This window comes from Pseudomonas sp. GW822-FHT02E03 (assembly GCF_058802325.1).
Map to the genome: position 1 here is coordinate 151,409 of NZ_JBXAOA010000004.1, position 25,401 is coordinate 176,809.

The following is a 25,401-nucleotide window of genomic DNA, read 5'->3' on the forward strand; positions in this document are numbered from 1 at the left end:
GCGCCTAATTACTCGAACCAATGGGCTCGGGCGGCCATGATCAACTTGCCGGCACGATCATCGTCAATGCCGTCGATGTCGAGCAGGTCGTCAATAGACTGCTCGGCCAGGTCTTCGCGGGTAATTACGCCGCGCACCGCCAGTTCCATCGCCAAATCCTTGTCCATACCCTCAAGCGAGAGCAGGTCTTCGGCCGGATGGGCGTCTGCCAGCTTTTCCTCAGTAGCGATGGCTTTAGTCAACAAACGATCCTTGGCGCGAGCGCGAAGCTCGTTGACGGTTTCTTCGTCAAAGCCGTCGATGTTGAGCATTTCTTCCAACGGTACGTAGGCAATCTCTTCCAGGCTGGTGAAGCCTTCATCTACCAGCACCTGTGCCAGGTCTTCGTCGACTTCCAGCTCGTCGATGAAGTTGCGCAGGATGTCGCCGGTTTCTGCTTGCTGCTTAGCCTGGATGTCCGATTCGGTCATCACGTTCAGGGTCCAGCCAGTCAACTGGCTAGCCAGACGCACGTTCTGACCACCGCGACCGATGGCCTGAGCCAGATTGTCTGCGCCAACGGCGATGTCCATTGCATGGGCATCTTCGTCAACGATAATTGCCGCCACTTCAGCCGGCGACATTGCATTGATCACGAACTGCGCCGGGTTATCGTCCCACAGGACGATGTCCACACGCTCACCGCCCAATTCGCCCGACACTGCCTGGACGCGCGAACCGCGCATACCGATGCAAGCGCCTTGCGGGTCAATGCGTTTGTCCTTGGAGCGGACCGCGATCTTGGCGCGCGAACCCGGGTCGCGGGACGCAGCCATTACTTCGATCAGGCCTTCAGCGATTTCCGGCACTTCGATGCGGAACAACTCGATCAGCATTTCCGGCGCGGTACGCGACAGGATCAACTGAGGGCCGCGGTTCTCGGTGCGGATTTCCTTGAGCAGCGCACGCAGACGCACGCCAACCCGGAAGGTTTCGCGAGAAATGATGTCTTCACGGGCCAGCAACGCTTCAGCGTTATTGCCCAGGTCGACGATCACGTTGTCGCGGGTGACTTTCTTCACGGTGCCGGAGATGATTTCCCCCAGGCGCTCGCGGTAGGCATCGACGACTTGAGCACGCTCGGCTTCGCGAACCTTCTGCACGATGACTTGCTTGGCAGTCTGTGCAGCAATGCGGCCGAACTCGATGGATTCGATCTTTTCTTCGACAACATCGCCGACCTTGGCACCAGGATGCGTTTCTGCAACCTTGCTCGGCCAGGTTTCGATGGCCGGATCGTCCAGGTCTGCTTCTTCGACAACCGTCCAGCGACGGAATGTCTCGTAAGCACCGGTGTGGCGATTGATTTCCACACGCAGATCGACTTCGTCCTCAAAACGCTTTTTGGTAGCAGTGGCCAGAGCCAGCTCCAGCGCTTCAAAAATTACGTTTGCCGGTACGCCCTTTTCATTGGATACCGACTCAACAACCAGCAGTACTTCTTTGCTCATCGTACGCCTCGCCTTTCGCAAGCCATTGGATCCGCGGGATCCGCGTCTCAGTCAAAACTGGGAATAATGTTGGCCTTGTCGATCATATCGATCGGCAACAGGAACTCATGGTCTTCAACCTGCACCACAACGTCCTGCTCTTCTACACCGCGCAGAAGGCCCTGAAAGTTGCGCCGACCTTCAAAAGGCGAGCGCAGCTTGATCTTCACTTGTTCACCGGCAAATTTTGCAAACTGCTCAATAGTGAACAGTGGGCGTTCCATGCCAGGCGAGGAAACTTCAAGGGTGTATTCAACGGCAATCGGATCTTCAACATCCAGTACACCGCTGATCTGACGGCTGACGATGGCACAATCGTCCACCAGCACGCCGCCCTCTTTATCAATATAAACGCGCAACATTGAGTGGCGACCTTGAGCCGAAAACTCAATACCCCAGCATTCATAGCCTAGGGCCACGACCACCGGGGCCAGCAAGGCCTGCAACTCTTCTAGCTTGCTCGACACCTGAACCCCCTCGTGCATGTATGTGCATGCTGTGCAAAATAAAAAAATGGGCGAAACGCCCATCCTTGAAACGCCGTTGAACAGCGGCGTTGAAAGTGTCCAGCTAACAAAAAGCCCCTGAAAAGGGGCTCCTTAAACTGGTTGCGGGGGCCGGATTTGAACCGACGACCTTCGGGTTATGAGCCCGACGAGCTACCAGACTGCTCCACCCCGCGACAAAGCTGGGGCGGAAGTATACGACCGATCCCTGACAGGGTCAATGTAACCTTCCACCTACAAGAAAGCCCGCAACAGCGGGCTCTCCTGATAATTGGTACCGAGAAGGGGACTCGAACCCCTACACCCTATGGGCACAACCACCTCAAGGTTGCGTGTCTACCAATTCCACCACCTCGGCAATACTACGTTTGAAACCCTTCTTACTTCTGCTCTTGAGCTGGAGGCACGTCAGTCGCTGGAGTAGCCGACTTTTGCTCTTGAAGCACCGGGACATCATCAGAAGCCGGTTGTTGCTTTGGAACTTCCAACACTGCTGGATTTGGCAAACCTACTTGAGTCAGCTCATGAGCCTTCTCTTTAGCAAAGTAACCTAACCCCAAGCTGGTTATGAAGAAACCGGCGGCAAGTATAGCAGTAAACTTACTAAGAAAGGTAGAGGAACCTTGGCTTCCGAACACAGTATTTGAAGCACCTGCTCCGAAAGACGCGCCAGCATCCGCACCTTTACCCTGCTGCAGCAAAACCAGAGCAACTACGCCCAATGCACCCAGCAGATGAAAAACGACTACGACTGTTTCCAGCATTTTTTCAGTTTCCCGCGGCGCGACAAATCGCACCGAACTCATCTGCATTCAGGGAAGCTCCACCAATGAGCCCCCCATCGATATCCGGCATGCCGAACAGTTCGACCGCATTGGCCGCCTTCACGCTGCCGCCGTATAGAAGCCGCACACCTTGCGCGACTTCAGAATTCTCTGCCGCCAACTGAGCGCGAATGGCTGCGTGCACATCCTGCGCCTGTTGCGGCGAAGCAGTCAGCCCGGTACCAATGGCCCAGACCGGCTCGTAAGCGATTACTGCCTTTGCAAAGACACCTACACCCAGCTCCTCAATGATACTGCCAAGCTGACGCCCGACAACCTCAAGAGTTTTTCCAGCTTCGCGCTCTTCGAGGGTTTCCCCTACACACAACACCGGAATCAAGCCACATGCCTGCGCCGCTGCGAACTTGCGAATCAGCATTCCGTCCTGCTCGCCCATTATCTGGCGGCGCTCGGAGTGCCCGACAAGCACCAGGGAACAACCTGCATCCACCAACTGACTCGGCGCAATTTCACCGGTCAATGCACCCTGCATGGATTCCACTGCAGAATTCTGCGCGCCGACCGAAATCGACTTGCCTTTCAAGCCATCAATCACTTGATTGATATGCAAGCAAGGCGGGAATACCGCGACATCAACACCGCTCGGCAAGGCCAGATGACCAAGGCCATTGATCAGCTCAGCGACGCTGGCGCGGGTACCGTGCATCTTCCAGTTACCAGCTACCATAGGGCGACGCATGCTGTACCTCGTCGGTCAAAGTGGGCGCAGATGTTACCCAACACAATCATGGCTGGCAAGCCGAAATCAGACAGAAACTTCAGTTACCAGTTTTGCCAGCTCTTCGGCGTATCCGCGAACCTGTGTTTCGTCCTCGCCCTCGACCATGACCCGCACCAGCGGCTCTGTCCCGGACTTGCGCAACAGCACGCGCCCACGACCGGCCATCGCCTGGGTGACACGATCGCTGGCCTCTTTGACTTTCGGATGCTCGAGCGGACTCGCACCACCGCCAAACCGGACATTGATCAACACTTGAGGACACTTGCGCAGCGCCTGACGGGACTGAGCCAGGCCTTCTGTGCGCCTCTTCAGCGCCATCAACACCTGCAACGCGGCAATGATCGCATCACCAGTAGTGGTGTGACTGAAGCAGACAATGTGCCCCGAATTTTCCCCACCCACCTGCCAATCGCGCTCCAGCAACTCGGAGATCACGTAACGGTCGCCAACGTTGGCGCGCACAAAAGGAATCGCCAGATCAGCCAGAGCCAGTTCCAGCCCCAGGTTACTCATCAGCGTACCGACCACACCGCCCTGCAACTTGCCGCGCTCTTGCAGATCGCGAGCGATGATGAACAACAACTCGTCGCCGTCGACGACAGCGCCCGTGTGATCAACCATCTGGACCCGGTCACCATCACCGTCAAAGGCAATACCCAAATCGGCGTGCTCGGCCAATACGGCAGCTTGCAGCGGCTCCATATGGGTCGAACCGCAGTTTTCATTGATGTTCAGGCCGTCAGGATGAGCAGAAAGCACAACAACTTCAGCCCCCAGCTCACGGAACACACTAGGCGCCACTTTATAGGTCGCACCGTGGGCACAGTCGATCACGATCTTCAGCCCGGTAAAACTGGTGCCGGTAGGAACGCTGCTCTTGCAGAATTCGATATAACGGCCCGAGGCATCGTTGATTCGCGACACCTTGCCGATCTTGCTCGACTCAACCACGGTCATCGGGGTGTCGAGCAACTCTTCAATCATCAACTCGACTTCATCCGGAAGCTTGGTGCCCTTCCCGGAGAAAAACTTGATGCCGTTGTCGTCATGAGGGTTGTGCGAGGCGCTGATCACGATGCCGGCTTCGGCATGAAAAGTTCGCGTCAGATAGGCGATGGCCGGCGTCGGCATCGGCCCCAGAAGCATCACATCAGCACCTGCCGAGGTCAGTCCAGCCTCAAGCGCCGATTCGAACATGTAACCGGAGATCCGAGTGTCCTTGCCCACGAGCACCTTGCAGGCACCCATGCTACGAAATGCCATGCCTGCCGCCCAGCCAAGCTTGAGCATGAAATCAGGAGTAATCGGGTATTGACCGACTCGACCACGAATGCCGTCGGTGCCAAAGTATTTTTTGCTCATAAGTACTCCATCATTCTTATTCGGCTGATTCTACGGCGGCGATCATCCGCACCACATCGACGGTTTCGGCCACATCATGGACGCGCAATATACGCGCCCCCTTGATTGAAGCCAGTGCCGCGAGCGCCAAACCGCCATACAGGCGCTCTCCCACAGGCCGATTCAAGGCTTGCCCGATCATGCTCTTTCGCGAAACCCCGACCAACAGAGGCCGCCCCAAGGCATGCAAGGCCTCCATACGCTTAAACAGGCTCAGGTTGTGCTGCAAGGTTTTCGCGAAGCCGAAGCCCGGATCGAGAATGATCCGCTCGGCGGGGATGCCCACCGACGCGCACTGAACCATGCGCTCAGCGAGAAACTCGCCGACCTCTTTCGTCACATCCTGGTACTGCGGATTGTCCTGCATGTCGCCCGGCTCACCGAGCATATGCATCAGACATACCGGCAAGCCGGTGGCCGCTGCCGCATCCAGAGCGCCATCTCGACGCAACGAACGCACATCATTGATCAAACCCGCCCCCAGCCTTGCGGTTTCACGCATGACTGCCGGCGTGGAGGTATCGACCGAGATAATCACATCGAGTTCACGATGAATCCGCTCGACGACAGGCGCTACACGCTCCATCTCTTCAAGGGGGGAAACCGCCCTGGCACCGGGCCGGGTCGATTCGCCACCAACGTCGATCAGCGTCGCACCAGCCGCCACCATCGCCTCGGCGTGGCGCAAGGCCGCATCGAGCTGACTGTATTGGCCACCATCGGAAAAGGAGTCGGGAGTGACATTGAGAATGCCCATGACATGCGTCTGGGCCAAATCAAGAACCCGGTTACCGCAAGGCAACCGGGTCGAGGACTGAACAGAAGTCATTTCAAACCTTATACGTCAGCAGCCGGGCCACCGATGGGTGTTTCCGGACGCCCATCCTGCACCGCCGGAGGCGTGCCGGAAGTATCACTACCGCCAGACCAGTCGCGAGGCTCGCGAGGAGCACGACCTGCCATGATGTCATCGATCTGATCAGCATCGATCGTCTCGTACTTCATCAAGGCATCCGCCATGGCGTCAAGCTTGTCACGGTTATCCGTAAGGATCTGTTTGGCCGTGCCATAGCACTGGTCAATGATGCTGCGTACTTCGGAGTCGATCAGTTTGGCTGTCTCGCCGGAGAAGCTGGCATGTTGACCACCGCCGCCACGACCGAGGAACACTTCGCCCTCTTCTTCGGCGTACATCAACGGGCCGAGTTTTTCCGACAAGCCCCACTTGGTCACCATGTTCCGTGCGATCTGGCTGGCACGCATGATGTCGTTGGATGCACCGGTGGTGACACCGTCGAAGCCAAGGGTCATCTCTTCAGCGATACGACCGCCGTACAGCGAGCAGATCTGGCTGATCAGCGCACGCTTGGACAGGCTGTAGCGATCTTCTTCCGGCAGGAACATGGTCACACCGAGCGCACGACCGCGCGGGATGATCGACACTTTGTAGACCGGATCATGCTCAGGGACGACGCGACCGACGATAGCGTGGCCAGCTTCGTGATAAGCAGTGTTCTGCTTCTCTTTCTCGGACATGACCATGGATTTGCGCTCGGCACCCATCATGATCTTGTCTTTGGCCAGTTCGAACTCTTTCATCTCGACGATGCGCTTGCCGGCACGGGCTGCGAACAACGACGCCTCGTTCACCAGGTTGGCCAAGTCGGCACCGGAGAAACCAGGAGTACCACGCGCGATCACGGCCGGAGCGACGTCGTCACCCATTGGCACTTTGCGCATGTGGACTTTGAGAATCTGCTCGCGACCACGGATATCCGGCAGACCGACCACGACCTGACGGTCGAAACGACCCGGACGCAGCAATGCAGGGTCCAGCACGTCGGGACGGTTGGTTGCTGCGATGACGATGATGCCGTCATTCATTTCAAAGCCGTCCATCTCTACCAGCAACTGGTTGAGAGTCTGTTCGCGCTCGTCGTGACCGCCGCCCATGCCGGCACCACGGTGGCGACCGACGGCGTCGATTTCATCGATGAAGATGATGCATGGCGCGTGCTTCTTCGCCTGCTCGAACATGTCACGAACACGACTGGCACCGACACCGACGAACATTTCGACGAAATCGGAACCGGAAATAGTGAAGAACGGCACTTTGGCTTCGCCGGCAATCGCCTTGGCGATCAAGGTTTTACCCGTACCAGGAGGACCAACCATCAGCACGCCACGAGGAATGCGACCGCCCAAACGCTGGAATTTGCCCGGATCACGCAGGAATTCGACCAGCTCGCCAACTTCTTCCTTGGCTTCGTCGCAACCGGCAACGTCAGCCAAAGTGGTTTTCACCTGATCTTCGGAAAGCAGGCGCGCCTTGCTCTTGCCGAAGCTCATCGGCCCGCCCTTGCCACCGGCACCGCCCTGCATCTGCCGCATGAAGAACATGAAGACAGCGATGATTACGAGGATCGGGAAGCTTGCGACCAGGAGTTGAGTCCAGATGCTTTGCTGCTCAGGCTGCTTGCCTTCAACTACCACGTGGTTATCCACGAGGTCGCCGATCAGGCCATTGTCCTGGATTGCCGGACGAATGGTCTTGAAGCTGTCGCCATCGTTGCGCTTGCCGGTAATTACGTAGCCATCAACTGCTACGCGCTCGACCTTGCCATCCTTGACCTGCTGGATGAAGTCGGAATAGTTGAGGGTCTGCGGCTCGTTAGGGCTGGAGAAGTTGTTCATCACCGTCACCAGGACAGCCGCGATGATCAACCACAGGATCAGATTCTTTGCCATATCGTTCAATTAACTACCCTCTGAAGCAAGCTCCGCTAATGGCGCGTGCTTCGCATGATATTCACCGGCCTAACTTACTACATTACCTACGGCTCTGGCAGGCGCCGTCTGTAACCCTTTGTGAAACACTTTCTACACAATATTCGCTAATGCTCACGGGACGAAATACGAAAAACCTATCGACCCGCAAAAAAACCTCGATTTACTCACTACGGCCGCGGTAGCCCCAAGCCAGCATGTATTGCTCGCGGGAACTGCCACGGGAAGAGTCCGGCTTGATCATCTGGACCTTGTCGAATTTCTGACGAGCGTCCTTCACGTAAGCATCAAACCCTTCACCCTGAAACACCTTGATCACGAAATTACCACCCGGCTTGAGTATCCGAGCCGCCAGATCAAGAGCCAGCTCACATAGAAACATGGCTTTTGGCATGTCCACCTCAGGCGTACCACTCATATTGGGGGCCATATCGGAAATCACAAGGTCCACCTGCGAATTACCCACGGCTTCAAGGATCTGAGCAAGCACTTCGTCCTGGGTGAAGTCACCCTGAATGAAAGTCACGTCCGGAATGCTGTCCATTTCCAGGATGTCCGAGGCGATCAGACGCCCCTGACCACCGATCAGCCGACTAGTGACCTGCGACCAGCCGCCGGGCGCCGCACCCAGGTCGACAACGCTCATACCAGGACGGATCAGCTTGTATTTCTCCTGGACCTCCAGAAGCTTGTAACTCGCACGCGAGCGGTAACCATCCTTCTGCGCCTGCTTCACATAGGGATCATTGACATGTCTTTTCAGCCAACCAAGGCTTGTCTTGGAACGCGCCATTGGGCACCTCGATGATAAGGGTCGTGATTAATTGGGCGGATCCACGAACCCTCGGGTAAAATGGCCGCCATTTTACAGAATCCAGACTAAAGGGTCAGATTATGCCGCTCACTCAAGAGCAGAAGAAACAGTACAAATCCATTGGCCACCATCTGAAACCAGTTTTGATTGTGGCTGACAACGGTTTGACTGAAGGTGTGTTAGCCGAACTTGAACGCGCTTTGGCGGATCACGAGCTGATCAAAATCAAGCTCAACATCCTCGATCGCGAATCGCGCCTGGCAGCCATTGCAGAACTCTGCAAGGCCGGCAAAGCCGATCTGGTTCAAGTCATCGGCAAGATGGCACTGATTTATCGCAAGAACTTCAGCGTCAACAAGCAGCTATCGAACGTCCATCGCTTCAAGTGATGGCAAGGGTCAAGGGTGTGCTTCGCGCACCCTCACACTCCATCCCGGCACCGGTTGCATCACCAGCACCAGCCCGGAAAATCCCAGAACAAGATAGCTGAACAGCTGCCAATGCGCCGCCTGCGGCCAGCCGACGTGGACCGCGAAATACATCGCGCCCCCATACAGCGCCATCAGCAGCAGTTGCCCACGAATATCACGCCATAGACTGGCAAGGCCCTCGGCCTGAACCAGCACCAAAACCTGAGAAATCACACACGCTGTGGCAAATCCCACCATCAGCGTATTCAGCATGCCTGCAATTTCGTCGATCAGCAGCGGCGCCAAGCCTATTCGTCCCAGCACCGGCAGCAAACCGATGTGCAACAGCCACAGGCCGCCAACCCACAACATTTGGGTTAGCTGCCAAAGCATGGCGCCCGCACGTAGCGGGCGCCTTCTTTCAGAGGTGGCGAACTTCGACAATCTCATACTCGATAACGCCACCTGGCGTTTTCACGGCGACCACATCACCCTCTTCCTTGGCGATCAAGGCGCGAGCCAGTGGCGAACCCACCGAAATCTTGCCGAGTTTGAAGTCAGCTTCATCCTCACCCACGATGTGGTAAGTGACGCGCTCATCCGTCTCGACGTTGGCGATTTCAACGGTAGTGCCGAAAATCACTTTGCCGGTATGAGGAATGGTCGTGACATCGATGATGACCTGATTCTGAATCCGGCCTTCAATGTCACGAATCCGCGCCTCGACCATACCCTGCTGCTCGCGAGCAGCGTGGTACTCGGCGTTTTCCTTCAAGTCACCCAACTCGCGGGCCGTACCGATGTCCTGGCTGAGCTTCGGACGAACGACCTTGGTCAGGTGAGCGTGTTCTTCTTCCAGGGCTTTCGCGCCCTGGACGGTCATTGGGTATTTGATCATGCCTTCAATCCTGCGTGTAAATCCTGCAAGCGGCGCACGGTCTTCTCGGGACCGAACTTCAGCGCTTCGCAGATAGCTTCGCCAGCAGCAATGGTAGTGGTGCAGTAGATCTTGTGCTGCAAGGCATTGCGACGAATGGAGTAGGAATCGGCGATCGACTGGCGACCTTCGGTGGTGTTGATGATCAGGGTGACTTCGTCATTCTTGATCATGTCGACCACATGCGGACGGCCCTCGGTCACCTTGTTCACACGACGCACTTTCAGGCCTGCGGCTTCGATCAGCTTGGCAGTACCGGCAGTGGCGACCACTTCAAAGCCCAAGTTGATCAGATCACGGGCCACGCCTGCAACCAGTGGCTTGTCATCGTCACGCACGCTGATGAATGCGGTACCGCCAGTCGGCAGCACTTCGCTGGCGCCCATCTGGGCTTTGGCAAAGGCTTCGCCGAAGGTGTCGCCCACGCCCATCACTTCACCGGTGGACTTCATCTCTGGGCCCAGGATCGGGTCCACGCCAGGGAACTTGGCGAATGGGAACACCGCCTCTTTCACGCTGTAGAAGTTCGGAATGATTTCTTTGGTGAAGCCGATTTCCTTCAGGGTTTTACCGGCCATCACGCGAGCCGCGATCATTGCCAGGGAAACACCGATGCACTTGGACACGAACGGTACGGTACGGGAAGCGCGCGGGTTGACTTCGATGACGTAGATGTCTTCGCCTTGCAGTGCCAACTGAACGTTCATCAGGCCGACAACGCCCAGTTCCAGGGCCATTTTCTTGACCTGTTCGCGCATCTCGTCCTGGATGTGAGCAGGCAGCGAGTACGGCGGCAGGGAACATGCGGAGTCACCGGAGTGAACGCCGGCCTGTTCGATGTGCTGCATGATCGCGCCGATCACCACGTCGGTGCCGTCGCAGACCGCATCCACGTCCATTTCGATGGCGCAGTTGAGGAAGTGATCGAGCAGCACCGGGCTGTCGTTGGACACTTTCACCGCATCACGCAGGTAGCGCTTGAGTTCTTCTTCTTCGTAGACGATTTCCATCGCGCGGCCGCCCAGTACGTAGGACGGACGAACCACCAGCGGGTAACCGATCTTGGCCGCGGCACGAATCGCTTCGTCTTCGCTGCGCACGGTGGCGTTTGGCGGCTGACGCAGGTTCAGACGCTCAACCATTTGCTGGAAGCGCTCACGGTCTTCGGCACGGTCGATGGCGTCAGGGCTGGTGCCGATGATTGGCACGCCGGCTTCTTCCAGGGCGCGAGCCAGTTTCAGCGGGGTTTGGCCGCCGTACTGGACGATCACGCCTTTCGGCTTCTCGACGCGGACGATTTCCAGTACGTCTTCCAGGGTCACTGGTTCGAAGTACAGACGATCGGAGGTGTCGTAGTCGGTGGAAACGGTTTCCGGGTTGCAGTTGACCATGATGGTCTCGTAACCGTCTTCGCGCAGGGCCAGTGCCGCGTGTACGCAGCAATAGTCGAACTCGATGCCCTGGCCGATACGGTTTGGGCCGCCGCCGAGGATCATGATCTTGTCACGGCCCGACGGTGCGGCTTCGCACTCTTCCTCGTACGTGGAGTAGAGGTAAGCGGTGTCGGTGGCGAACTCGGCCGCGCAGGTGTCAACGCGCTTGTAGACCGGGAAGATTTCCAGCTTATGACGGTGGCGACGCAGAGCCTTCTCGGTCACGCCCAGCAGCTTGGCCAGACGCATGTCGGAGAAACCTTTGCGCTTGAGGCGGAACATCACGTCGTGGTCGATGCTGGCCAGACCCAGGGTCTTGACCTTCTCTTCTTCCTTGATCAGGTCTTCGATCTGCACCAGGAACCACGGATCGATCATGTTCATGCCGAAAATATCTTCGACCGACAGGCCGGCGCGGAACGCGTCAGCGACGTACCAGATACGCTCGGCGCCCGGCACGGTCAGTTCGCGCTTGAGGATGCTCATGCTTTCCGGGTTGCTCAGGTCGAGCTTCTCGTCCAGGCCGCAAACGCCTACTTCCAGACCGCGCAGGGCTTTCTGCAAGGATTCCTGGAAGGTCCGGCCGATGGCCATGACTTCACCGACCGACTTCATTTGAGTGGTCAGGCGTGCGTCGGCTTTCGGGAACTTCTCGAAGGCGAAACGTGGCAGCTTGGTGACGACGTAGTCGATGGACGGCTCGAAGGACGCCGGGGTCTTGCCACCGGTGATGTCGTTCGACAGCTCGTCGAGGGTGTAACCGACGGCCAGTTTTGCCGCGACCTTGGCGATCGGGAAACCGGTGGCTTTCGAGGCCAGGGCCGAGGAACGGGATACCCGCGGGTTCATCTCGATGACGACCATGCGACCGGTGTTCGGGCAGATGCCGAACTGCACGTTGGAACCGCCAGTCTCGACGCCGATCTCGCGCAGTACCGCCAGCGAGGCGTTACGCAGGATCTGGTATTCCTTGTCGGTCAGGGTCTGTGCTGGCGCAACAGTGATCGAGTCACCGGTGTGCACACCCATCGGGTCGAAGTTTTCGATGGAGCAGACGATGATGCAGTTGTCCTTCTTATCGCGGACAACCTCCATCTCGTATTCTTTCCAGCCGATCAGGGATTCGTCGATCAGCAGCTCTTTGGTCGGCGACAGGTCCAGACCGCGAGCGCAGATTTCTTCGAACTCTTCACGGTTGTAAGCGATACCGCCACCGGTGCCGCCCATGGTGAAGGACGGACGAATGATGCACGGGAAGCCCAGACGCTCGAGAACCGCGTTGGCCTCTTCCATGCTGTGGGCGATACCCGAACGCGGGCAGTCCAGACCGATGGATTTCATCGCCTTGTCGAAGCGCGAACGGTCTTCGGCCTTGTCGATGGTGTCAGCGTTCGCGCCGATCATTTCTACGCCGAACTTCTCCAGAACGCCTTCGCGCTCCAGGTCCAGTGCGCAGTTCAGAGCGGTTTGGCCACCCATGGTTGGCAGCAGCGCGTCCGGACGCTCTTTCTCGATGATCTTGGCAACGGTCTGCCACTTGATCGGCTCGATGTAGGTGGCGTCGGCCATGGCCGGGTCGGTCATGATGGTCGCCGGGTTGGAGTTCACCAGGATGACGCGGTAACCCTCCTCGCGCAGGGCTTTACAGGCCTGGGCGCCGGAGTAGTCGAATTCGCAGGCCTGGCCGATCACGATCGGGCCAGCGCCGAGAATCAGGATGCTTTTAATGTCTGTACGTTTTGGCATGGGTTGTCACTCAAATCCGCAGGTCAGTCGGCAAGCCGTCTTGTTCAATCTCTGAAGCCTTGAGGGGGCCACCGGTTTCGGGACCGCCCTCAGGCTTCGCTACATCAGGGCGAGCGATTAGCGTCGCTTGGCCATTTCGTTGATGAAGCGATCAAACAGTGGCGCTACGTCGTTCGGGCCAGGGCTGGCTTCAGGGTGACCCTGGAAGCTGAAGGCGCTCTTGTCGGTACGCTCGATGCCTTGCAGGGTGCCGTCGAACAGCGATTTGTGGATCGCCCGAACGTTGCCTGGCAGGGTCGCTTCGTCTACCGCAAAACCGTGGTTCTGGCTGGTGATCATCACCACACCGCTGTCCAGATCCTGGACCGGGTGGTTGGCACCGTGGTGGCCATGGCCCATTTTCAGGGTCTTGGCGCCGGAGGCCAGAGCCAGCAGTTGGTGACCGAGGCAGATGCCGAACACCGGAATCTCGGTTTCCAGCACGTCCTTGATTGCCTGGATCGCGTAGTCGCATGGCTCAGGGTCGCCCGGGCCGTTGGACAGGAACACACCGTCAGGCTTCAGTGCCAGCGCTTCGGCGGCCGGAGTCTGTGCAGGCACCACAGTCACGCGGCAACCGCGCTCGACCAGCATGCGCAGGATGTTGACCTTGACGCCGTAGTCGTAGGCCACCACGTGGTATGGCAGCTCGGAGGCTTCAAGGGTCGCGTGGCTGTCGGTTTTCAGATCCCAGACAGTCGAGCGCCACTCGTACTTCTCTTTGGTGCTGACGACTTTTGCCAGGTCCATGCCTTTAAGGCCAGGGAAACCCTGAGCGGCGGCGATGGCGGCTTCTTCGGAAATGTTGTCACCGGCCATGATGCAGCCGTTCTGCGCGCCTTTCTCACGCAGGATGCGTGTCAGGCGGCGGGTGTCGATACCGGCGATAGCCACCACATTGTTGGCTTTCAGGTAGTCGGACAGTGACATCGTGTTGCGCCAGTTGCTCGCAACCAGTGGCAGGTCACGGATGACCAGGCCAGCGGACCAGACGCGGTCGGACTCGGCGTCTTCCGGCGTGGTGCCGGTATTGCCGATGTGCGGGTAAGTCAGGGTAACGATCTGTTGGGCGTAGGAAGGATCGGTAAGGATTTCCTGATAGCCGGTCATTGCGGTGTTGAACACCACCTCACCAACGGTTTGACCGTCGGCTCCAATGGCTTCGCCGCGAAAAATGCTGCCATCAGCAAGGGCGAGTATGGCTGGCTTAGTCAAGAAGACCTCCCGTAAATAAAGCCTGAAAGGGCGATCGCAGGTTGTAAAAAAGCGGAGTGACGTATGGACACGTCACCCCGCTTCTTCACCGAATTATTCTGCGCGCTTTTAGTGGACACACTAAAGCTGTAGCTTACAGAAAAAGGCATTTTTGGTCTACCGCCAATGAGCCCTAAAGGCCGGAGAATGCGACAGGACGTCGCTTGGCGGAATAAAACCGGGCCCAAACGCTGAGTTTGAACCCGATTTCGGGCACATCTTACCGCAGGTCGAGCACGTCTTGCATGTCGTAAAGGCCTGGCTCACGACCATCCAGCCACAAAGCTGCACGTACCGCACCCTTGGCGAAGGTCATGCGACTGGATGCTTTGTGAGTGATTTCCAGTCGCTCGCCTTCACAGGCGAACAGCACCGTATGATCACCGACCACATCCCCACCACGAACAGTCGCGAAGCCGATCGTTTCACGCTCACGCACACCGGTGTGACCTTCACGACCATAGACCGCAACCTTCTGCAGATCACGATCCAGCGCGCTGGCGATCACCTCGCCCATGCGCAGAGCCGTACCTGAAGGCGCATCGATCTTGTGCCGATGATGAGCCTCGATGATTTCGATGTCAGCCTCATCGCCCAGCACACGAGCTGCCATATCGAGCAGCTTCAGCGACAGGTTTACACCAACACTGAAATTGGCCGCGAACACAATCGCAATATCCTTGCTCGCCTCGGCCAGCAACTGTTTCTGCGCCACGTCCAGCCCCGTGGTGCCGATCACCATGGACTTGCCCGCTTTACGGCAGAACTCCAGGTTTTTCAGCATCACTTCCGGGAGCGTGAAGTCGATCAACACATCGAACTCATCGGCCACCGCATCCAGCTTGCCGGACAGCGGCACACCGATTCGCCCCAGCGATGCCAGCTCACCAGCATCCACGCCAATCAGTGTGCTGCCAGGGCGCACTATGGCTGCCGTCAGGCCGGTCAGCGGCGCGCGCTGCTGCACCGCCTCGACCAGAATCTTGCCCATGCGCCCGGCAGCGCCCATCACAGCTATACGTCGCATGCCGACTCCTTACAAATCGCCGAAGAAGCGCTTCACGCCTTCGAACCAACCGGTGGTTTTCGGCGAATGACTGTTGTCACCCGCCAGGGAGCTGCGCAACTCCTCCAGCAATTCGCGCTGACGACGACCCAGGTTGACCGGGGTTTCGACCGCCACGCGGCACATCAGGTCACCAGCACCGCCTCCACGAACCGGCGCGACGCCTTTGCCGCGAACACGGAACTGCTTACCAGTCTGAGTCCCTTCCGGAATCTTCAGCTTGACCCGACCATCAAGGGTCGGAATCTCCAGTTCGCCGCCCAGCGCTGCATCGACGAAGCTGATTGGCACTTCGCAGAACAGGTGCTTGCCGTCACGCTGGAAGATCGCGTGCTCTCGCACGTTGATTACCACGTACAGGTCACCGGTCGGACCACCCTGCGCACCCGCCTCGCCCTCACCAGACAAGCGAATACGGTCGCCGGTATCGACACCGGCCGGCACTTTCACCGACAGGGTCTTGTACTCTTCGACACGACCTTCGCCGCGGCAGGAATCGCACGGATCGGAAATGATCTTGCCTTGGCCATGGCAGCGCGGGCAGGTCTGCTGTACCGAGAAGAAGCCCTGCTGCATGCGTACCTGACCGATACCGCCGCACGTTGGGCACGTGATCGGCGAGGAGCCTTTCTTGGCGCCCGAGCCATCGCACGGCTTGCAGTTGACCAGTGTCGGAACGCGGATATTCACGGTCGTGCCGCGCACCGCTTCTTCCAGGTTCAACTCCAGGGTGTAACGCAGATCGCTGCCGCGCTGAGCACCGCCACGAGCACCGCCGCGACCGCCACCGAAGAAGTCACTGAAGACATCGCCAAAGATGTCGGAGAAATTCTGACCGCCAAAACCGGCACCGCCGCCACCCATGCTCGGGTCGACACCGGCATGACCGTATTGGTCATAGGCCGCGCGCTTGCTGGAATCGGACAGCACTTCGTAGGCCTCGTTGGCCTCCTTGAACATATCTTCCGACGCTTTGTCATCGGGATTACGGTCCGGGTGATGCTTCATCGCCAGGCGACGGTAGGCCTTTTTCAGGTCCGCTTCGCTTGAACCACGCTCAACACCCAATACTTCGTAATAGTCACGCTTTGCCATAAGTCTTTGCACTCTTAAGGACGTTCGGCAAACCTCTCCTGAGCCTCGCCAAACTCGTTGAGCCCCAATACAGGCCCGGACCCAACTCACGTCAATTCAACGATCCTGGTCTTTGATTCAATACGGTACTTCTGGCTCGAAAAGCAGGAGCATTTCCGGCCATACCATCAGCACCCGAACGGTTGTCGCATGCTGTAAAAATTCGCTAACTCCAGACACGCCAACGCGGGAGCAAGCTCCCGCGCGGCGACATCCTACCAGTCACCGCCTGAAGGCAGTCAACCGGGCGACCAACAACTTACTTGTGGTCTTTGACTTCTTCGAACTCGGCATCAACAACGTCGTCAGCCTTTTCAGCTTTTTCGTCGTGCGGTGCCGCGCCTTCAGCTGGCTGAGCCTGTTCGGCATACATTTTCTGAGCTACTGGCGCAGAAACCTTGGACAGCTCTTCAACCTTTGCTTCGATAGCGGCCTTGTCGTCGCCTTTGATGGCGGTTTCCAGGGCAACTACAGCGGCTTCGATTGCAGTCTTCTCTTCTGCGCTCACTTTATCGCCAGCATCAGCGACCATTTTGCGCGTCGAGTGAACCAGGGCATCGCCTTGGTTACGGGCGCTGGCCAGCTCTTCGAACTTGCGGTCTTCTTCAGCGTTCACTTCAGCATCGCGAACCATCTGCTGAATTTCTTCCTCGGACAGACCGGAGTTGGCCTTGATCACGATCGACTGAGTCTTGCCGGTAGCCTTGTCTTTCGCGCCGACGTGCAGGATGCCGTTGGCGTCGATGTCGAAGGTCACTTCGATTTGTGGCACGCCACGTGGTGCTGGTGGAATCTCGGCCAGGTCGAACTTGCCCAGGGACTTGTTCTGTGCGGCTTGCTTACGCTCACCTTGCAGTACGTGAATGGTCACTGCGCCCTGGTTGTCGTCGGCAGTCGAGAACACTTGCGATTTCTTGGTAGGAATCGTGGTGTTTTTCTCGATCAGCGCGGTCATCACGCCGCCCATGGTTTCGATACCCAGGGTCAGCGGGCTGACGTCGAGCAGCAGAACGTCTTTCACGTCACCAGCCAATACCGCGCCCTGGATAGCAGCACCCATGGCAACAGCTTCGTCAGGGTTGACGTCTTTACGTGCTTCTTTACCGAAGAAATCGGTCACCAGCTTCTGAACCAGTGGCATACGGGTCTGACCGCCGACCAGGATCACGTCGTTGATCGAACCAACGTCGATACCGGCGTCTTTCATCGCAATGCGGCAAGGTTCGATGGTGCGCTGAACCAGGTCTTCAACCAGCGCTTCGAGCTTGGCGCGGGAGATTTTCACGTTCAAGTGCTTAGGACCGGTAGCGTCTGCAGTGATGTATGGCAGGTTCACGTCGGTCGACTGGCTCGAGGACAGTTCGATCTTGGCTTTCTCAGCGGCTTCTTTCAGGCGCTGCATGGCCAGCGGGTCACCCTTGAGGTTCATGCCGCTTTCTTTCTTGAATTCGTCAACGAGGTAGTCGATCAGACGAATGTCAAAGTCTTCACCGCCCAGGAAAGTGTCACCGTTGGTGGCCAACACTTCGAACTGGTGCTCGCCATCGACTTCAGCGATTTCGATCACGGAAACGTCGAAAGTACCGCCGCCCAAGTCGTAAACGATCACGGTGTGATCGCCTTTGGCCTTGTCCATACCGTAGGCCAGTGCGGCTGCGGTTGGTTCGTTGATGATACGTTTAACGTCCAGACCCGCGATGCGGCCGGCGTCTTTGGTGGCTTGACGCTGGCTGTCGTTGAAGTAGGCCGGAACGGTGATCACCGCTTCGGTCACTGGCTCGCCGAGGTAGTCTTCGGCGGTCTTCTTCATCTTCTTCAGAATTTCAGCCGAGATTTGTGGCGGCGCCATTTTCTGGCCATTCACTTCAACCCAGGCGTCATTGTTGTCAGCCTTGACGATCTTGTAAGGGACCATCTGGATGTCTTTCTGTACGACTTCTTCGTCGAAACGACGACCGATCAGACGCTTCACCGCGTACAGGGTGTTATGCGGATTGGTCACTGCCTGACGCTTGGCCGACTGGCCAACCAGGATTTCACCGTCGTTGGCATAAGCGATGATCGACGGCGTGGTACGCGCGCCTTCAGCGTTTTCAATAACTTTGGCTTTGCCGTTTTCCAGCACGGAGACGCAGGAGTTGGTAGTCCCCAGGTCGATACCGATAATTTTGCCCATGTTCACTCTCCCGAAACTTTGGATTTGGATGCCGCAGTAGTGGTGGCTGACTGCGGTAGCACTTAAACGCTTGACTTCTAAATGGGGGCCTTGCGGCTAATTTCAAGCCTGCTCGTCAATCGAAGGCGAAACCGGTGCAGGTGCCTTGCTGACCACGACCATGGCCGGGCGCAGCAGGCGACCGTGAAGCTGGTAGCCCTTCTGAAATACCTTGAGCACGCTGTTTGGCTCGACGTCGGCGCTTTCCTGCATGGCCATTGCCTGGTGATGCGAGGCATTGAAGGGCTCGCCTTCAGGATCGATCGCTTCCAGGTGATAGCGCTTCAGGGTGTCCTGGAACATTTTCAAGGTCAGCTCGATCCCTTCGCGCATCGGACGAATGTTCTCGTCGTCAGGGTTGGATAGCTCCAGACCGCGTTCCAGGCTGTCAATGATCGGCAGCAGGTCGCCAGCGAACTTTTCCAGGGCGAATTTGTGAGCCTTTTCAACGTCCTGCTCGGCACGGCGGCGGACGTTCTGCAGATCGGCGGCTACACGCAAAGCCTGATCCTGCGCACCAGCCAATTGCTCTTCGAGCACTTGTACACGAGCCGCCAGGTCTTCACCCGAAGCCTCGGGGCCCTGGTTGGCGTCTAGATTTTGCGTATCCACTGTCTGTTCGTCAGCCATAGATTTCTCCTTCCAATATCGTCCGCGAGCTCAACTCGCGCTTCTGCCCCGGTATATGGGGCCGCAAAATTCAGCTTCAAGGGCTATTTGATGATTAACCCTACAAAAAACAGCTGCATTGTCATTCCTCATTGCGCTAAGGATTTTCGCGATTCAAGCAAATCGACCTAAGAGAGGGCATTGTCAGCCCGAAACAAAACACTGTATAAATAACCAGACCTAAAGCCTGGGAGCGGCCTTTATGCTGGTGCACCTGTCCGTACATAACTACGCCATCGTTGAACATCTCGATCTCGAACTCGATCGCGGGATGAGCGTGATCACAGGGGAAACCGGCGCCGGCAAGTCGATCATGCTCGATGCCCTGGGCCTGACCCTGGGCGATCGCGCCGACAGCGGCGTGGTCCGCCCGGGCGCCGACAAGGCCGATATCCTGGCCACCTTCGACCTGATCGACATCCCGGAAGCCAGCGCCTGGCTGGCCGAGCGCGACCTCGAGAACGACGGCCCGTGCATTCTGCGTCGAGTGATCACCGCTGAAGGGCGATCCCGCGGCTACATCAACGGCACTCCCTGCCCCCTCGGTGACCTGAAGGCCCTGGGCGAGTTGCTGATCGATATCCACAGCCAGCACGAACACCAATCCCTGCTCAAAACCGATACTCATCGCCGTCTGCTCGACGAATACGCCGGTGCCACAGACCTGGCCCGCCAGGTGCAATTGGCCGCCCAACGCTGGCGCCAGACCCGCCAGGAACTGGAACGCCTTTCCAACTCCGGCGACGAACAGCGCGCCCGCCATCAGTTGCTCAGCTACCAACTTGAAGAACTGGAAAACCTCGGCCTCGGCGAAACCGAGCTGGATCAGCTGGAACAGGAACACAAGAACCTGACCAACGCCGAAACCCTGCTGGGCATTTGCCGGCAAGTGGTCGAACAATGCAGCGAAAGTGATTCCGGCAACGTACTGAACGCGCTCACCGCCAGCCTTAATCGCCTATCGAGCGTGAACAATTCGATCGGCGCCTTGGGCGAAGCCAGCAGCCTGCTGACCAGCGCGCAGATTCAGGTTGAAGAAGCCGTAGGCGAGCTAAACCGTTTCCTCGACAATTTCGACGCCGATCCGGCCCGCCTTCAATACCTGGAAGAGCGCCTCGATGCCATCTACACCCTGGCGCGCAAACACCGCATCCAGCCGACCGAGGTCGCTGAGATGCAGCAGAAGCTACTCGATGAAATCGAAACCCTGAATGCCAACGACGAATCCATTGAACGACTGAGCGATGAGCTGGCCTCCTACGCCCGTCATTATCAGGAGAAGGCGCGGGAGCTGAGCGACCTGCGGCATCAAGCCTCAAGCAGCCTGGCCAGTGCCGTAGAACAGGAAATCCAGCGCCTGGGCATGCCCGGCGGCCGCTTCACCATCGAGCTGCGCCCCAATAGCAGCGACGAACTGCTGCCCAATGGACTCGAACAAGTAGAACTGCTGGTAAGCGCCAACCCGGGACAACCATTGAAAGCCCTGGCAAAAGTAGCGTCGGGGGGCGAACTGTCGCGTATCAGCCTGGCGATTCAGGTGATCACTGCACAGACCTCCCGCGTACCGACCCTGGTGTTCGATGAAGTGGACGTGGGTATCGGCGGCCCGACCGCCGAGATTGTCGGCCAGTTGCTGCGACGCCTCGGGGAGCGTGGGCAGGTTCTGACCGTGACTCACTTGCCGCAAGTGGCGGCGCAGGGGCATCAACATCTGTTTGTACACAAGGTCCGCGGTGAAGACGCCACACATACGGCCGTCTCAAAACTGAGCAAGACCGATCGCGTTGAAGAAGTGGCACGGATGCTCGGTGGCATCGATCTCACCAAGGAATCACTGGCTCACGCGAAAAAGATGGTCGTTACCGCGAAAATTTAAGAACTGCAGAAAGCACGAAGGCGACCCTAGGGTCGCCTTCGTTCGTTTCGCGAACCTGAAGTTCGCGCGACATGCTTACTTTTTCTTGCGTACGTACAGCACAAGATTGTGATCAACCATCTCGAAGCCATACTTGTCGACGATTGCTTTCTGCAGCCGCTCGATTTCTTCGTCGAAGAATTCGATCACTTCACTGGTCTCGACGTTGACCATATGGTCGTGATGCTTGCCGTCGTCCAGCTCGAAGACCGCATGGCCTCCGTCGAAGTTGTGCCGCACCACAAGGCCAGCTGCCTCGAACTGGGTCAGAACACGGTAAACCGTGGCCAGACCGACGTCCTCACCAGCCTCCATCAGCGCCTTGTAAACATCCTCGGCACTCATGTGGCGTTGCTCGGCGGAATCGAGCATTTGCAGAATTTTGACCCGTGGAAGGGTCACTTTGAGGCCGGCTTTGCGTAGTTCGCTATTTTCAACCATGGTCAGCTTTCTCGCGATGCTGCTTCGCAGCTTCTCTTAATGCGGGTATGATCGGCGTTTACGTTGTCCCAGCCAAGATAGTGGAAGTCGCCCACCGATGCAAAACACCAAGCTCTTGCTAACCAGTTTCACCTTTGTGGGACTGCTCGCACTCGCCGGTTGTTCATTCCCCGGGGTTTACAAAATCGACATCCAGCAGGGCAATGTCGTCACGCAGGACATGATAGACCAGTTACGCCCGGGAATGACCCGCCGGCAAGTACGGTTTATCATGGGTAACCCTCTGCTGACCGACACGTTCCATGCCGATCGCTGGGATTATCTCTACAGCCTGCAACCGGGTGGCGGTGAACGCCAACAGGAACGCATTAGCGTTATCTTCAACCCAAATGATCAACTTGTCAGCCTCTCTGGCGATTTCATGCCGGGCGTGAGCCGCGACGAAGCCATTCTCGGCAAGGACAGCGACACTACCGTGACCGCGCCTGCCGAAAACGCCGAGAAGCCGAAGCCAGAAAAACCGGTCAAGCCTGGGTCGTTGCTGGATCAGATCCAGAAGGACGTGGACAACGTGGAAACCGTTCCAGTCCCGACGCCAGAACCGCTGGAAACCTCGCCGCAATAATTTGCGACGCAATAAAAAACCCGGCATGTCCGGGTTTTTTATCGCCTGGCGTTTAACCGGATCACTGATTCCGGGCTTTGACCTCGGCCGCCTTGGCGGCGCGCAACCGGCGAACTTCTTTCGGATCGGCAAGCAACGGCCGGTAAATCTCGAGGCGATCCCCTGCCTGAACCGGACGATTGGCCGGTTCAGCGATCACTTTGCCAAAGATCCCAACCGGACAACTGGTCAGATCCAGCTCAGGGAATTCGCTGTTCAGGCCGGATATGAGCAACGCATCTCGCACCGTTGCACCCACCGGCACCGTTACGGTCAGCAATACCTGACGATCAACAGCGGCATACACCACTTCAACCTTGATCACGGCCTCAACCATGCATCTGTTTCGCACGCTGGCAAAACGCGTCCATCAGCGTATTCGCCGCCTGATTGAACAAAGGCCCCAACGTCGCACGCACCAGCGGTCCCGAGTAGTCGAACGACAAGTCCAGACTGATCTTGCAGGCCTTCTCGCCCAACGGCTTGAACACCCAGATGCCATGCAACTGGCTGAACGGGCCTTCTTCGAGGTTCATCTCGATCGAATGCCCGGGCACCAGGGTATTACGCGTCACGAAATGCTGACTCAGGCCACCCTTGGCCACGCCGACGCTGGCACGCATAAGCTCAGGAGTACTTTCCAGAACTTCCGCCGACGAGCACCACGGCAGGAATTCCGGATAGCGGGCCACGTCGTTGACCAGGTCATACAGCGCTTGTGCCGGATATGGCAGCAGGGCCGAACGTTGAATGTGTGTCGTCATGTCAGCGTTACTTCCACAGCTGGGCGGCAAACACTACGAGAATGCCGATGGGCGCCACATAGCGCATCAAGAACAGGGACAGGGCGAACAGCACCGGACGGCGGATCGACAATTCGTCGCGCACCGCTTCACGCCCCATCACCCAGCCCGCAAACACCACGAAACACAAACCACCGAGTGGCAACATGATCCGCGAGGTGAAGAAATCGATCACACCGAAGAAGTCCAGACCACCGGCTGCTCCCCATTGATAGAGGTGGAACATCCCGCCTTCGTTCACGAAAAACTTGGCTTGCTTCCAGATATTGAAGGAAAACACCGTGCCCAGACCGACGAACCAGCAGATGAATGCCAACCAGAAGGTAACCCAGGCACGACTGATCTTCGTGCGCTCAACCAGGTAAGCCACCATCGGTTCGAGCAGGGAAATCGCCGAACTCCAGGCCGCAATCGCTACCAGCACGAAGAACACTACGCCCATCAATTGGCCGAACGCTACGTTGCCAAAGGCAAATGGCAGGCTGACGAACATCAGGCCAGGGCCTTCGCTCGGGTTCAGGCCGGCAGCGAACACAATCGGAAACAATGCCAGACCGGCCACCAGGGAAACGAAAGTATCGAGCAGCGCCACACCGACAATGGTGCCGGAAATCGACGAGCTCTTCGGCATGTAAGCACCGTAGATCATGATCGAACCGACGCCCACGCTCAGGGAGAAGAACGCATGCCCCATGGCCGGCAGCAAGCCGTCGAGCACTTTTTCCGGGTGGAAGTCGAACATGAAATGCACGCCCTCCATGAAATGGCCGGTGGTCATGCTGTAGCCCAGCAGGACAATCACCATCACGAACAGCAGCGGCATCATGATTCGCAGGCTGCGCTCCAGCCCGGCGACTACGCCTTTGGCGATCACCACGGCGGAGAGGAGCATGAAAATCGTGTGCCAAAGTGTCAGGCGCCATGGGTCGGCGATCACATTGCCGAAGTAGGCGCCGACCTGATCAGGCGTCGCCCCCTGGAAGTCGCCACGCCCCATGTCGATGATGTAGTCCAGCGACCAGCCGCCGACCACACTATAGAAAGACAGAATCAGCAACGCCGTGATCATCCCGGCAAACGCCCCCCAGGACCACTTCGCCGAATGCCCCGCTTCCAGCGCCAGAACCTTCAAGGCATTGGCCGGGCTCTGCCGTGCGCGTCGGCCGATCAGGGTTTCGGCCAGCATCACAGGCACACCGATCAGCGCAATACAGGCCAGGAACATCAGCACGAAGGCTCCGCCACCGTAGACGCCGACCATGTAAGGGAATTTCCAGATACTACCCAAACCCACGGCCGAACCGGTCGCGGCGAGTATGAAGACCCAGCGGCTAGCCCAACTGCCGTGGACAGAAACCTTGTCTGTCGACATCGTTATCACGCCCAAGCGTTCAAAAAAGAGGCCGCATTGTCCGGGATTCAATCAACCTGCTCAAGCACGTAGCGATACCGTAGCCGACTCGCTTGCAACTCCCTATAATGCCGCCCCTATGGCTAAACAGAAGAAACACCCAACAGGGACCATCGCGCAGAACAAAAAGGCGCGACACGATTACTTCATCGAGCATAAGTTCGAGGCTGGTCTGGTCCTGGCCGGCTGGGAAGTAAAAAGTTTGCGGGCAAGCAAACTACAACTGGTTGACAGTTACGTGCTGCTCAAAGATGGCGAAGCCTGGCTGCTCGGCAGCCACATTACGCCGCTGATGACTGCCAGCACCCACGTCATCGCAGATCCGACCCGCACCCGAAAATTGCTGCTCAACCGGCGGGAGCTGGAAAAGCTGGCCGCTGCCGTGCAGCAAAAAGGTTACGCCTGCGTATGCCTGTCCTGGTACTGGAGCAAGCACATGGTCAAGTGCGAGATCGCTCTGGGCAAGGGCAAGAAGGAATACGACAAGCGTGATACCGAACGCGAGCGCGACGCCGGTCGTGAATTGCAGCGTGCGGTGCGAAACAAGGGCAAGGAAGACTAGTTCTTTCGCCTTCAGATCGCTTTCGCGAGCAAGCCCGCTCCCACATTATCTGTGGATGCCGACATTTATGTGGCAGACCCGGAACCTGTGGGAGCGGGC

The 25,401-nt window shown here is 57.7% G+C and carries 24 protein-coding genes and 2 tRNA genes; 4 read left to right on the top strand and 22 right to left on the bottom strand.

Annotated features, from left to right (window positions below; all coding sequences use genetic code 11):
- Positions 1 to 8: 8 nt before the first annotated feature.
- The 10 genes from nusA to rlmE form a co-directional block, all read right to left on the bottom strand.
- Positions 9 to 1,490, bottom strand: a complete 1,482-nt coding sequence (nusA, locus tag AC1RQB_RS04910) for a transcription termination factor NusA (protein WP_007900474.1) — start codon at positions 1,488 to 1,490, stop codon at positions 9 to 11.
- A 47-nt stretch (positions 1,491 to 1,537) separates the two neighbouring features.
- Positions 1,538 to 1,996: a ribosome maturation factor RimP gene (rimP, locus tag AC1RQB_RS04915; protein ID WP_010463487.1), complete on the bottom strand. Its 459-nt coding sequence runs from the start codon at positions 1,994 to 1,996 to the stop codon at positions 1,538 to 1,540.
- Positions 1,997 to 2,134: 138 nt separating this feature from the next.
- Positions 2,135 to 2,211 (bottom strand) — tRNA-Met (locus AC1RQB_RS04920).
- Between the two features lie 96 nt (positions 2,212 to 2,307).
- Positions 2,308 to 2,393: transfer RNA gene (locus tag AC1RQB_RS04925), tRNA-Leu, on the bottom strand.
- A gap of 22 nt (positions 2,394 to 2,415) precedes the next feature.
- Positions 2,416 to 2,799, bottom strand: a complete 384-nt coding sequence (gene secG / locus AC1RQB_RS04930; RefSeq protein WP_030128079.1) for a preprotein translocase subunit SecG — start codon at positions 2,797 to 2,799, stop codon at positions 2,416 to 2,418.
- Between the two features lie 4 nt (positions 2,800 to 2,803).
- On the bottom strand, positions 2,804 to 3,559 hold the full coding sequence (gene tpiA / locus AC1RQB_RS04935; protein WP_063341587.1) for a triose-phosphate isomerase: 756 nt from the start codon (positions 3,557 to 3,559) through the stop codon (positions 2,804 to 2,806).
- A gap of 66 nt (positions 3,560 to 3,625) precedes the next feature.
- Entirely contained in the window at positions 3,626 to 4,963 is a 1,338-nt protein-coding gene (glmM, locus tag AC1RQB_RS04940; RefSeq protein ID WP_063341588.1) for a phosphoglucosamine mutase, read from the bottom strand.
- 16 nt (positions 4,964 to 4,979) lie between these two features.
- Positions 4,980 to 5,831: a dihydropteroate synthase gene (gene folP / locus AC1RQB_RS04945; protein WP_063341589.1), complete on the bottom strand. Its 852-nt coding sequence runs from the start codon at positions 5,829 to 5,831 to the stop codon at positions 4,980 to 4,982.
- 8 nt (positions 5,832 to 5,839) lie between these two features.
- Positions 5,840 to 7,750 (bottom strand): ATP-dependent zinc metalloprotease FtsH, encoded by a 1,911-nt coding sequence (gene ftsH / locus AC1RQB_RS04950; RefSeq protein WP_030128083.1) that lies wholly within the window; start codon positions 7,748 to 7,750, stop codon positions 5,840 to 5,842.
- A gap of 202 nt (positions 7,751 to 7,952) precedes the next feature.
- Positions 7,953 to 8,582, bottom strand: coding sequence for a 23S rRNA (uridine(2552)-2'-O)-methyltransferase RlmE (rlmE, locus tag AC1RQB_RS04955; RefSeq protein ID WP_007900501.1), 630 nt, complete (start codon positions 8,580 to 8,582; stop codon positions 7,953 to 7,955).
- A gap of 101 nt (positions 8,583 to 8,683) precedes the next feature.
- Here rlmE and AC1RQB_RS04960 point away from each other — a divergent pair, with 101 nt between their 5' ends.
- On the top strand, positions 8,684 to 8,992 hold the full coding sequence (locus tag AC1RQB_RS04960) for a YhbY family RNA-binding protein (RefSeq protein ID WP_007900503.1): 309 nt from the start codon (positions 8,684 to 8,686) through the stop codon (positions 8,990 to 8,992).
- A gap of 9 nt (positions 8,993 to 9,001) precedes the next feature.
- Here the strand turns inward: AC1RQB_RS04960 and AC1RQB_RS04965 are convergent, their stop codons facing one another.
- The 8 genes from AC1RQB_RS04965 to grpE all read right to left on the bottom strand — a co-directional run bounded on the left by AC1RQB_RS04965 (position 9,002) and on the right by grpE (position 19,467).
- Entirely contained in the window at positions 9,002 to 9,406 is a 405-nt protein-coding gene (locus AC1RQB_RS04965) for a hypothetical protein (protein WP_063341590.1), read from the bottom strand.
- Between the two features lie 28 nt (positions 9,407 to 9,434).
- A complete protein-coding gene (gene greA, locus AC1RQB_RS04970) occupies positions 9,435 to 9,911 on the bottom strand; it encodes a transcription elongation factor GreA (RefSeq protein WP_007942892.1) in 477 nt (158 codons plus the stop codon).
- Entirely contained in the window at positions 9,908 to 13,129 is a 3,222-nt protein-coding gene (carB, locus tag AC1RQB_RS04975) for a carbamoyl-phosphate synthase large subunit (protein WP_008067204.1), read from the bottom strand. Before carB ends, greA begins: the two co-directional genes overlap by 4 nt.
- Positions 13,130 to 13,246: 117 nt before the next feature.
- Positions 13,247 to 14,383: a glutamine-hydrolyzing carbamoyl-phosphate synthase small subunit gene (gene carA / locus AC1RQB_RS04980; protein ID WP_008067202.1), complete on the bottom strand. Its 1,137-nt coding sequence runs from the start codon at positions 14,381 to 14,383 to the stop codon at positions 13,247 to 13,249.
- Between the two features lie 259 nt (positions 14,384 to 14,642).
- Positions 14,643 to 15,449: a 4-hydroxy-tetrahydrodipicolinate reductase gene (gene dapB / locus AC1RQB_RS04985; protein ID WP_007900515.1), complete on the bottom strand. Its 807-nt coding sequence runs from the start codon at positions 15,447 to 15,449 to the stop codon at positions 14,643 to 14,645.
- 9 nt (positions 15,450 to 15,458) lie between these two features.
- Positions 15,459 to 16,583: a molecular chaperone DnaJ gene (dnaJ, locus tag AC1RQB_RS04990; RefSeq protein WP_008067198.1), complete on the bottom strand. Its 1,125-nt coding sequence runs from the start codon at positions 16,581 to 16,583 to the stop codon at positions 15,459 to 15,461.
- A 298-nt stretch (positions 16,584 to 16,881) separates the two neighbouring features.
- Positions 16,882 to 18,798, bottom strand: a complete 1,917-nt coding sequence (dnaK, locus tag AC1RQB_RS04995) for a molecular chaperone DnaK (protein ID WP_008067196.1) — start codon at positions 18,796 to 18,798, stop codon at positions 16,882 to 16,884.
- A gap of 102 nt (positions 18,799 to 18,900) precedes the next feature.
- Positions 18,901 to 19,467 carry a nucleotide exchange factor GrpE gene (gene grpE / locus AC1RQB_RS05000; protein WP_007900531.1) on the bottom strand — a complete coding sequence of 189 codons (567 nt, stop codon included), beginning with the start codon at positions 19,465 to 19,467 and terminating at the stop codon, positions 18,901 to 18,903.
- Positions 19,468 to 19,708: 241 nt separating this feature from the next.
- Between grpE and recN the strand changes: the two genes are divergently transcribed.
- Complete coding sequence (recN, locus tag AC1RQB_RS05005; protein ID WP_063341591.1) at positions 19,709 to 21,382, top strand: DNA repair protein RecN; 1,674 nt, start codon at positions 19,709 to 19,711, stop codon at positions 21,380 to 21,382.
- Positions 21,383 to 21,457: 75 nt separating this feature from the next.
- Here recN and fur read toward each other — a convergent pair whose 3' ends face one another.
- Positions 21,458 to 21,862, bottom strand: coding sequence for a ferric iron uptake transcriptional regulator (fur, locus tag AC1RQB_RS05010; protein ID WP_003197684.1), 405 nt, complete (start codon positions 21,860 to 21,862; stop codon positions 21,458 to 21,460).
- Between the two features lie 97 nt (positions 21,863 to 21,959).
- Here fur and AC1RQB_RS05015 point away from each other — a divergent pair, with 97 nt between their 5' ends.
- Positions 21,960 to 22,487, top strand: coding sequence for an outer membrane protein assembly factor BamE (locus tag AC1RQB_RS05015; RefSeq protein WP_007900538.1), 528 nt, complete (start codon positions 21,960 to 21,962; stop codon positions 22,485 to 22,487).
- A gap of 61 nt (positions 22,488 to 22,548) precedes the next feature.
- Here AC1RQB_RS05015 and AC1RQB_RS05020 read toward each other — a convergent pair whose 3' ends face one another.
- The 3 genes from AC1RQB_RS05020 to AC1RQB_RS05030 are packed head-to-tail and all read right to left on the bottom strand — an operon-like array spanning position 22,549 to position 24,701.
- Positions 22,549 to 22,863 carry an RnfH family protein gene (locus AC1RQB_RS05020; RefSeq protein WP_063341592.1) on the bottom strand — a complete coding sequence of 105 codons (315 nt, stop codon included), beginning with the start codon at positions 22,861 to 22,863 and terminating at the stop codon, positions 22,549 to 22,551.
- On the bottom strand, positions 22,856 to 23,290 hold the full coding sequence (locus AC1RQB_RS05025) for a type II toxin-antitoxin system RatA family toxin (RefSeq protein ID WP_008067191.1): 435 nt from the start codon (positions 23,288 to 23,290) through the stop codon (positions 22,856 to 22,858). Before AC1RQB_RS05025 ends, AC1RQB_RS05020 begins: the two co-directional genes overlap by 8 nt.
- A 7-nt stretch (positions 23,291 to 23,297) precedes the next feature.
- Positions 23,298 to 24,701 carry a sodium-dependent transporter gene (locus AC1RQB_RS05030; RefSeq protein ID WP_008067189.1) on the bottom strand — a complete coding sequence of 468 codons (1,404 nt, stop codon included), beginning with the start codon at positions 24,699 to 24,701 and terminating at the stop codon, positions 23,298 to 23,300.
- A 118-nt stretch (positions 24,702 to 24,819) separates the two neighbouring features.
- Between AC1RQB_RS05030 and smpB the strand changes: the two genes are divergently transcribed.
- Positions 24,820 to 25,302 carry an SsrA-binding protein SmpB gene (gene smpB / locus AC1RQB_RS05035; protein ID WP_007900551.1) on the top strand — a complete coding sequence of 161 codons (483 nt, stop codon included), beginning with the start codon at positions 24,820 to 24,822 and terminating at the stop codon, positions 25,300 to 25,302.
- Positions 25,303 to 25,401: the final 99 nt, after the last annotated feature.

What these genes read in the sequence shown, in the direction of transcription:
- AC1RQB_RS04960 (WP_007900503.1), top strand. Translation starts at nt 8,684, where the DNA reads ATGCCGCTCACTCAAGAGCAGAAGAAACAGTACAAATCCATTGGCCAC.
- glmM (WP_063341588.1), bottom strand. Translation starts at nt 4,963, where the DNA reads ATGAGCAAAAAATACTTTGGCACCGACGGCATTCGTGGTCGAGTCGGT.
- AC1RQB_RS04965 (WP_063341590.1), bottom strand. Translation starts at nt 9,406, where the DNA reads ATGCTTTGGCAGCTAACCCAAATGTTGTGGGTTGGCGGCCTGTGGCTG.
- grpE (WP_007900531.1), bottom strand. Translation starts at nt 19,467, where the DNA reads ATGGCTGACGAACAGACAGTGGATACGCAAAATCTAGACGCCAACCAG.
- AC1RQB_RS05020 (WP_063341592.1), bottom strand. Translation starts at nt 22,863, where the DNA reads ATGGTTGAGGCCGTGATCAAGGTTGAAGTGGTGTATGCCGCTGTTGAT.
- dnaK (WP_008067196.1), bottom strand. Translation starts at nt 18,798, where the DNA reads ATGGGCAAAATTATCGGTATCGACCTGGGGACTACCAACTCCTGCGTC.
- AC1RQB_RS05025 (WP_008067191.1), bottom strand. Translation starts at nt 23,290, where the DNA reads ATGACGACACACATTCAACGTTCGGCCCTGCTGCCATATCCGGCACAA.
- folP (WP_063341589.1), bottom strand. Translation starts at nt 5,831, where the DNA reads ATGACTTCTGTTCAGTCCTCGACCCGGTTGCCTTGCGGTAACCGGGTT.
- fur (WP_003197684.1), bottom strand. Translation starts at nt 21,862, where the DNA reads ATGGTTGAAAATAGCGAACTACGCAAAGCCGGCCTCAAAGTGACCCTT.
- recN (WP_063341591.1), top strand. Translation starts at nt 19,709, where the DNA reads ATGCTGGTGCACCTGTCCGTACATAACTACGCCATCGTTGAACATCTC.
- secG (WP_030128079.1), bottom strand. Translation starts at nt 2,799, where the DNA reads ATGCTGGAAACAGTCGTAGTCGTTTTTCATCTGCTGGGTGCATTGGGC.
- smpB (WP_007900551.1), top strand. Translation starts at nt 24,820, where the DNA reads ATGGCTAAACAGAAGAAACACCCAACAGGGACCATCGCGCAGAACAAA.
- AC1RQB_RS05030 (WP_008067189.1), bottom strand. Translation starts at nt 24,701, where the DNA reads ATGTCGACAGACAAGGTTTCTGTCCACGGCAGTTGGGCTAGCCGCTGG.
- dnaJ (WP_008067198.1), bottom strand. Translation starts at nt 16,583, where the DNA reads ATGGCAAAGCGTGACTATTACGAAGTATTGGGTGTTGAGCGTGGTTCA.
- AC1RQB_RS05015 (WP_007900538.1), top strand. Translation starts at nt 21,960, where the DNA reads ATGCAAAACACCAAGCTCTTGCTAACCAGTTTCACCTTTGTGGGACTG.
- ftsH (WP_030128083.1), bottom strand. Translation starts at nt 7,750, where the DNA reads ATGGCAAAGAATCTGATCCTGTGGTTGATCATCGCGGCTGTCCTGGTG.
- nusA (WP_007900474.1), bottom strand. Translation starts at nt 1,490, where the DNA reads ATGAGCAAAGAAGTACTGCTGGTTGTTGAGTCGGTATCCAATGAAAAG.
- tpiA (WP_063341587.1), bottom strand. Translation starts at nt 3,559, where the DNA reads ATGCGTCGCCCTATGGTAGCTGGTAACTGGAAGATGCACGGTACCCGC.
- rlmE (WP_007900501.1), bottom strand. Translation starts at nt 8,582, where the DNA reads ATGGCGCGTTCCAAGACAAGCCTTGGTTGGCTGAAAAGACATGTCAAT.
- carB (WP_008067204.1), bottom strand. Translation starts at nt 13,129, where the DNA reads ATGCCAAAACGTACAGACATTAAAAGCATCCTGATTCTCGGCGCTGGC.
- greA (WP_007942892.1), bottom strand. Translation starts at nt 9,911, where the DNA reads ATGATCAAATACCCAATGACCGTCCAGGGCGCGAAAGCCCTGGAAGAA.
- dapB (WP_007900515.1), bottom strand. Translation starts at nt 15,449, where the DNA reads ATGCGACGTATAGCTGTGATGGGCGCTGCCGGGCGCATGGGCAAGATT.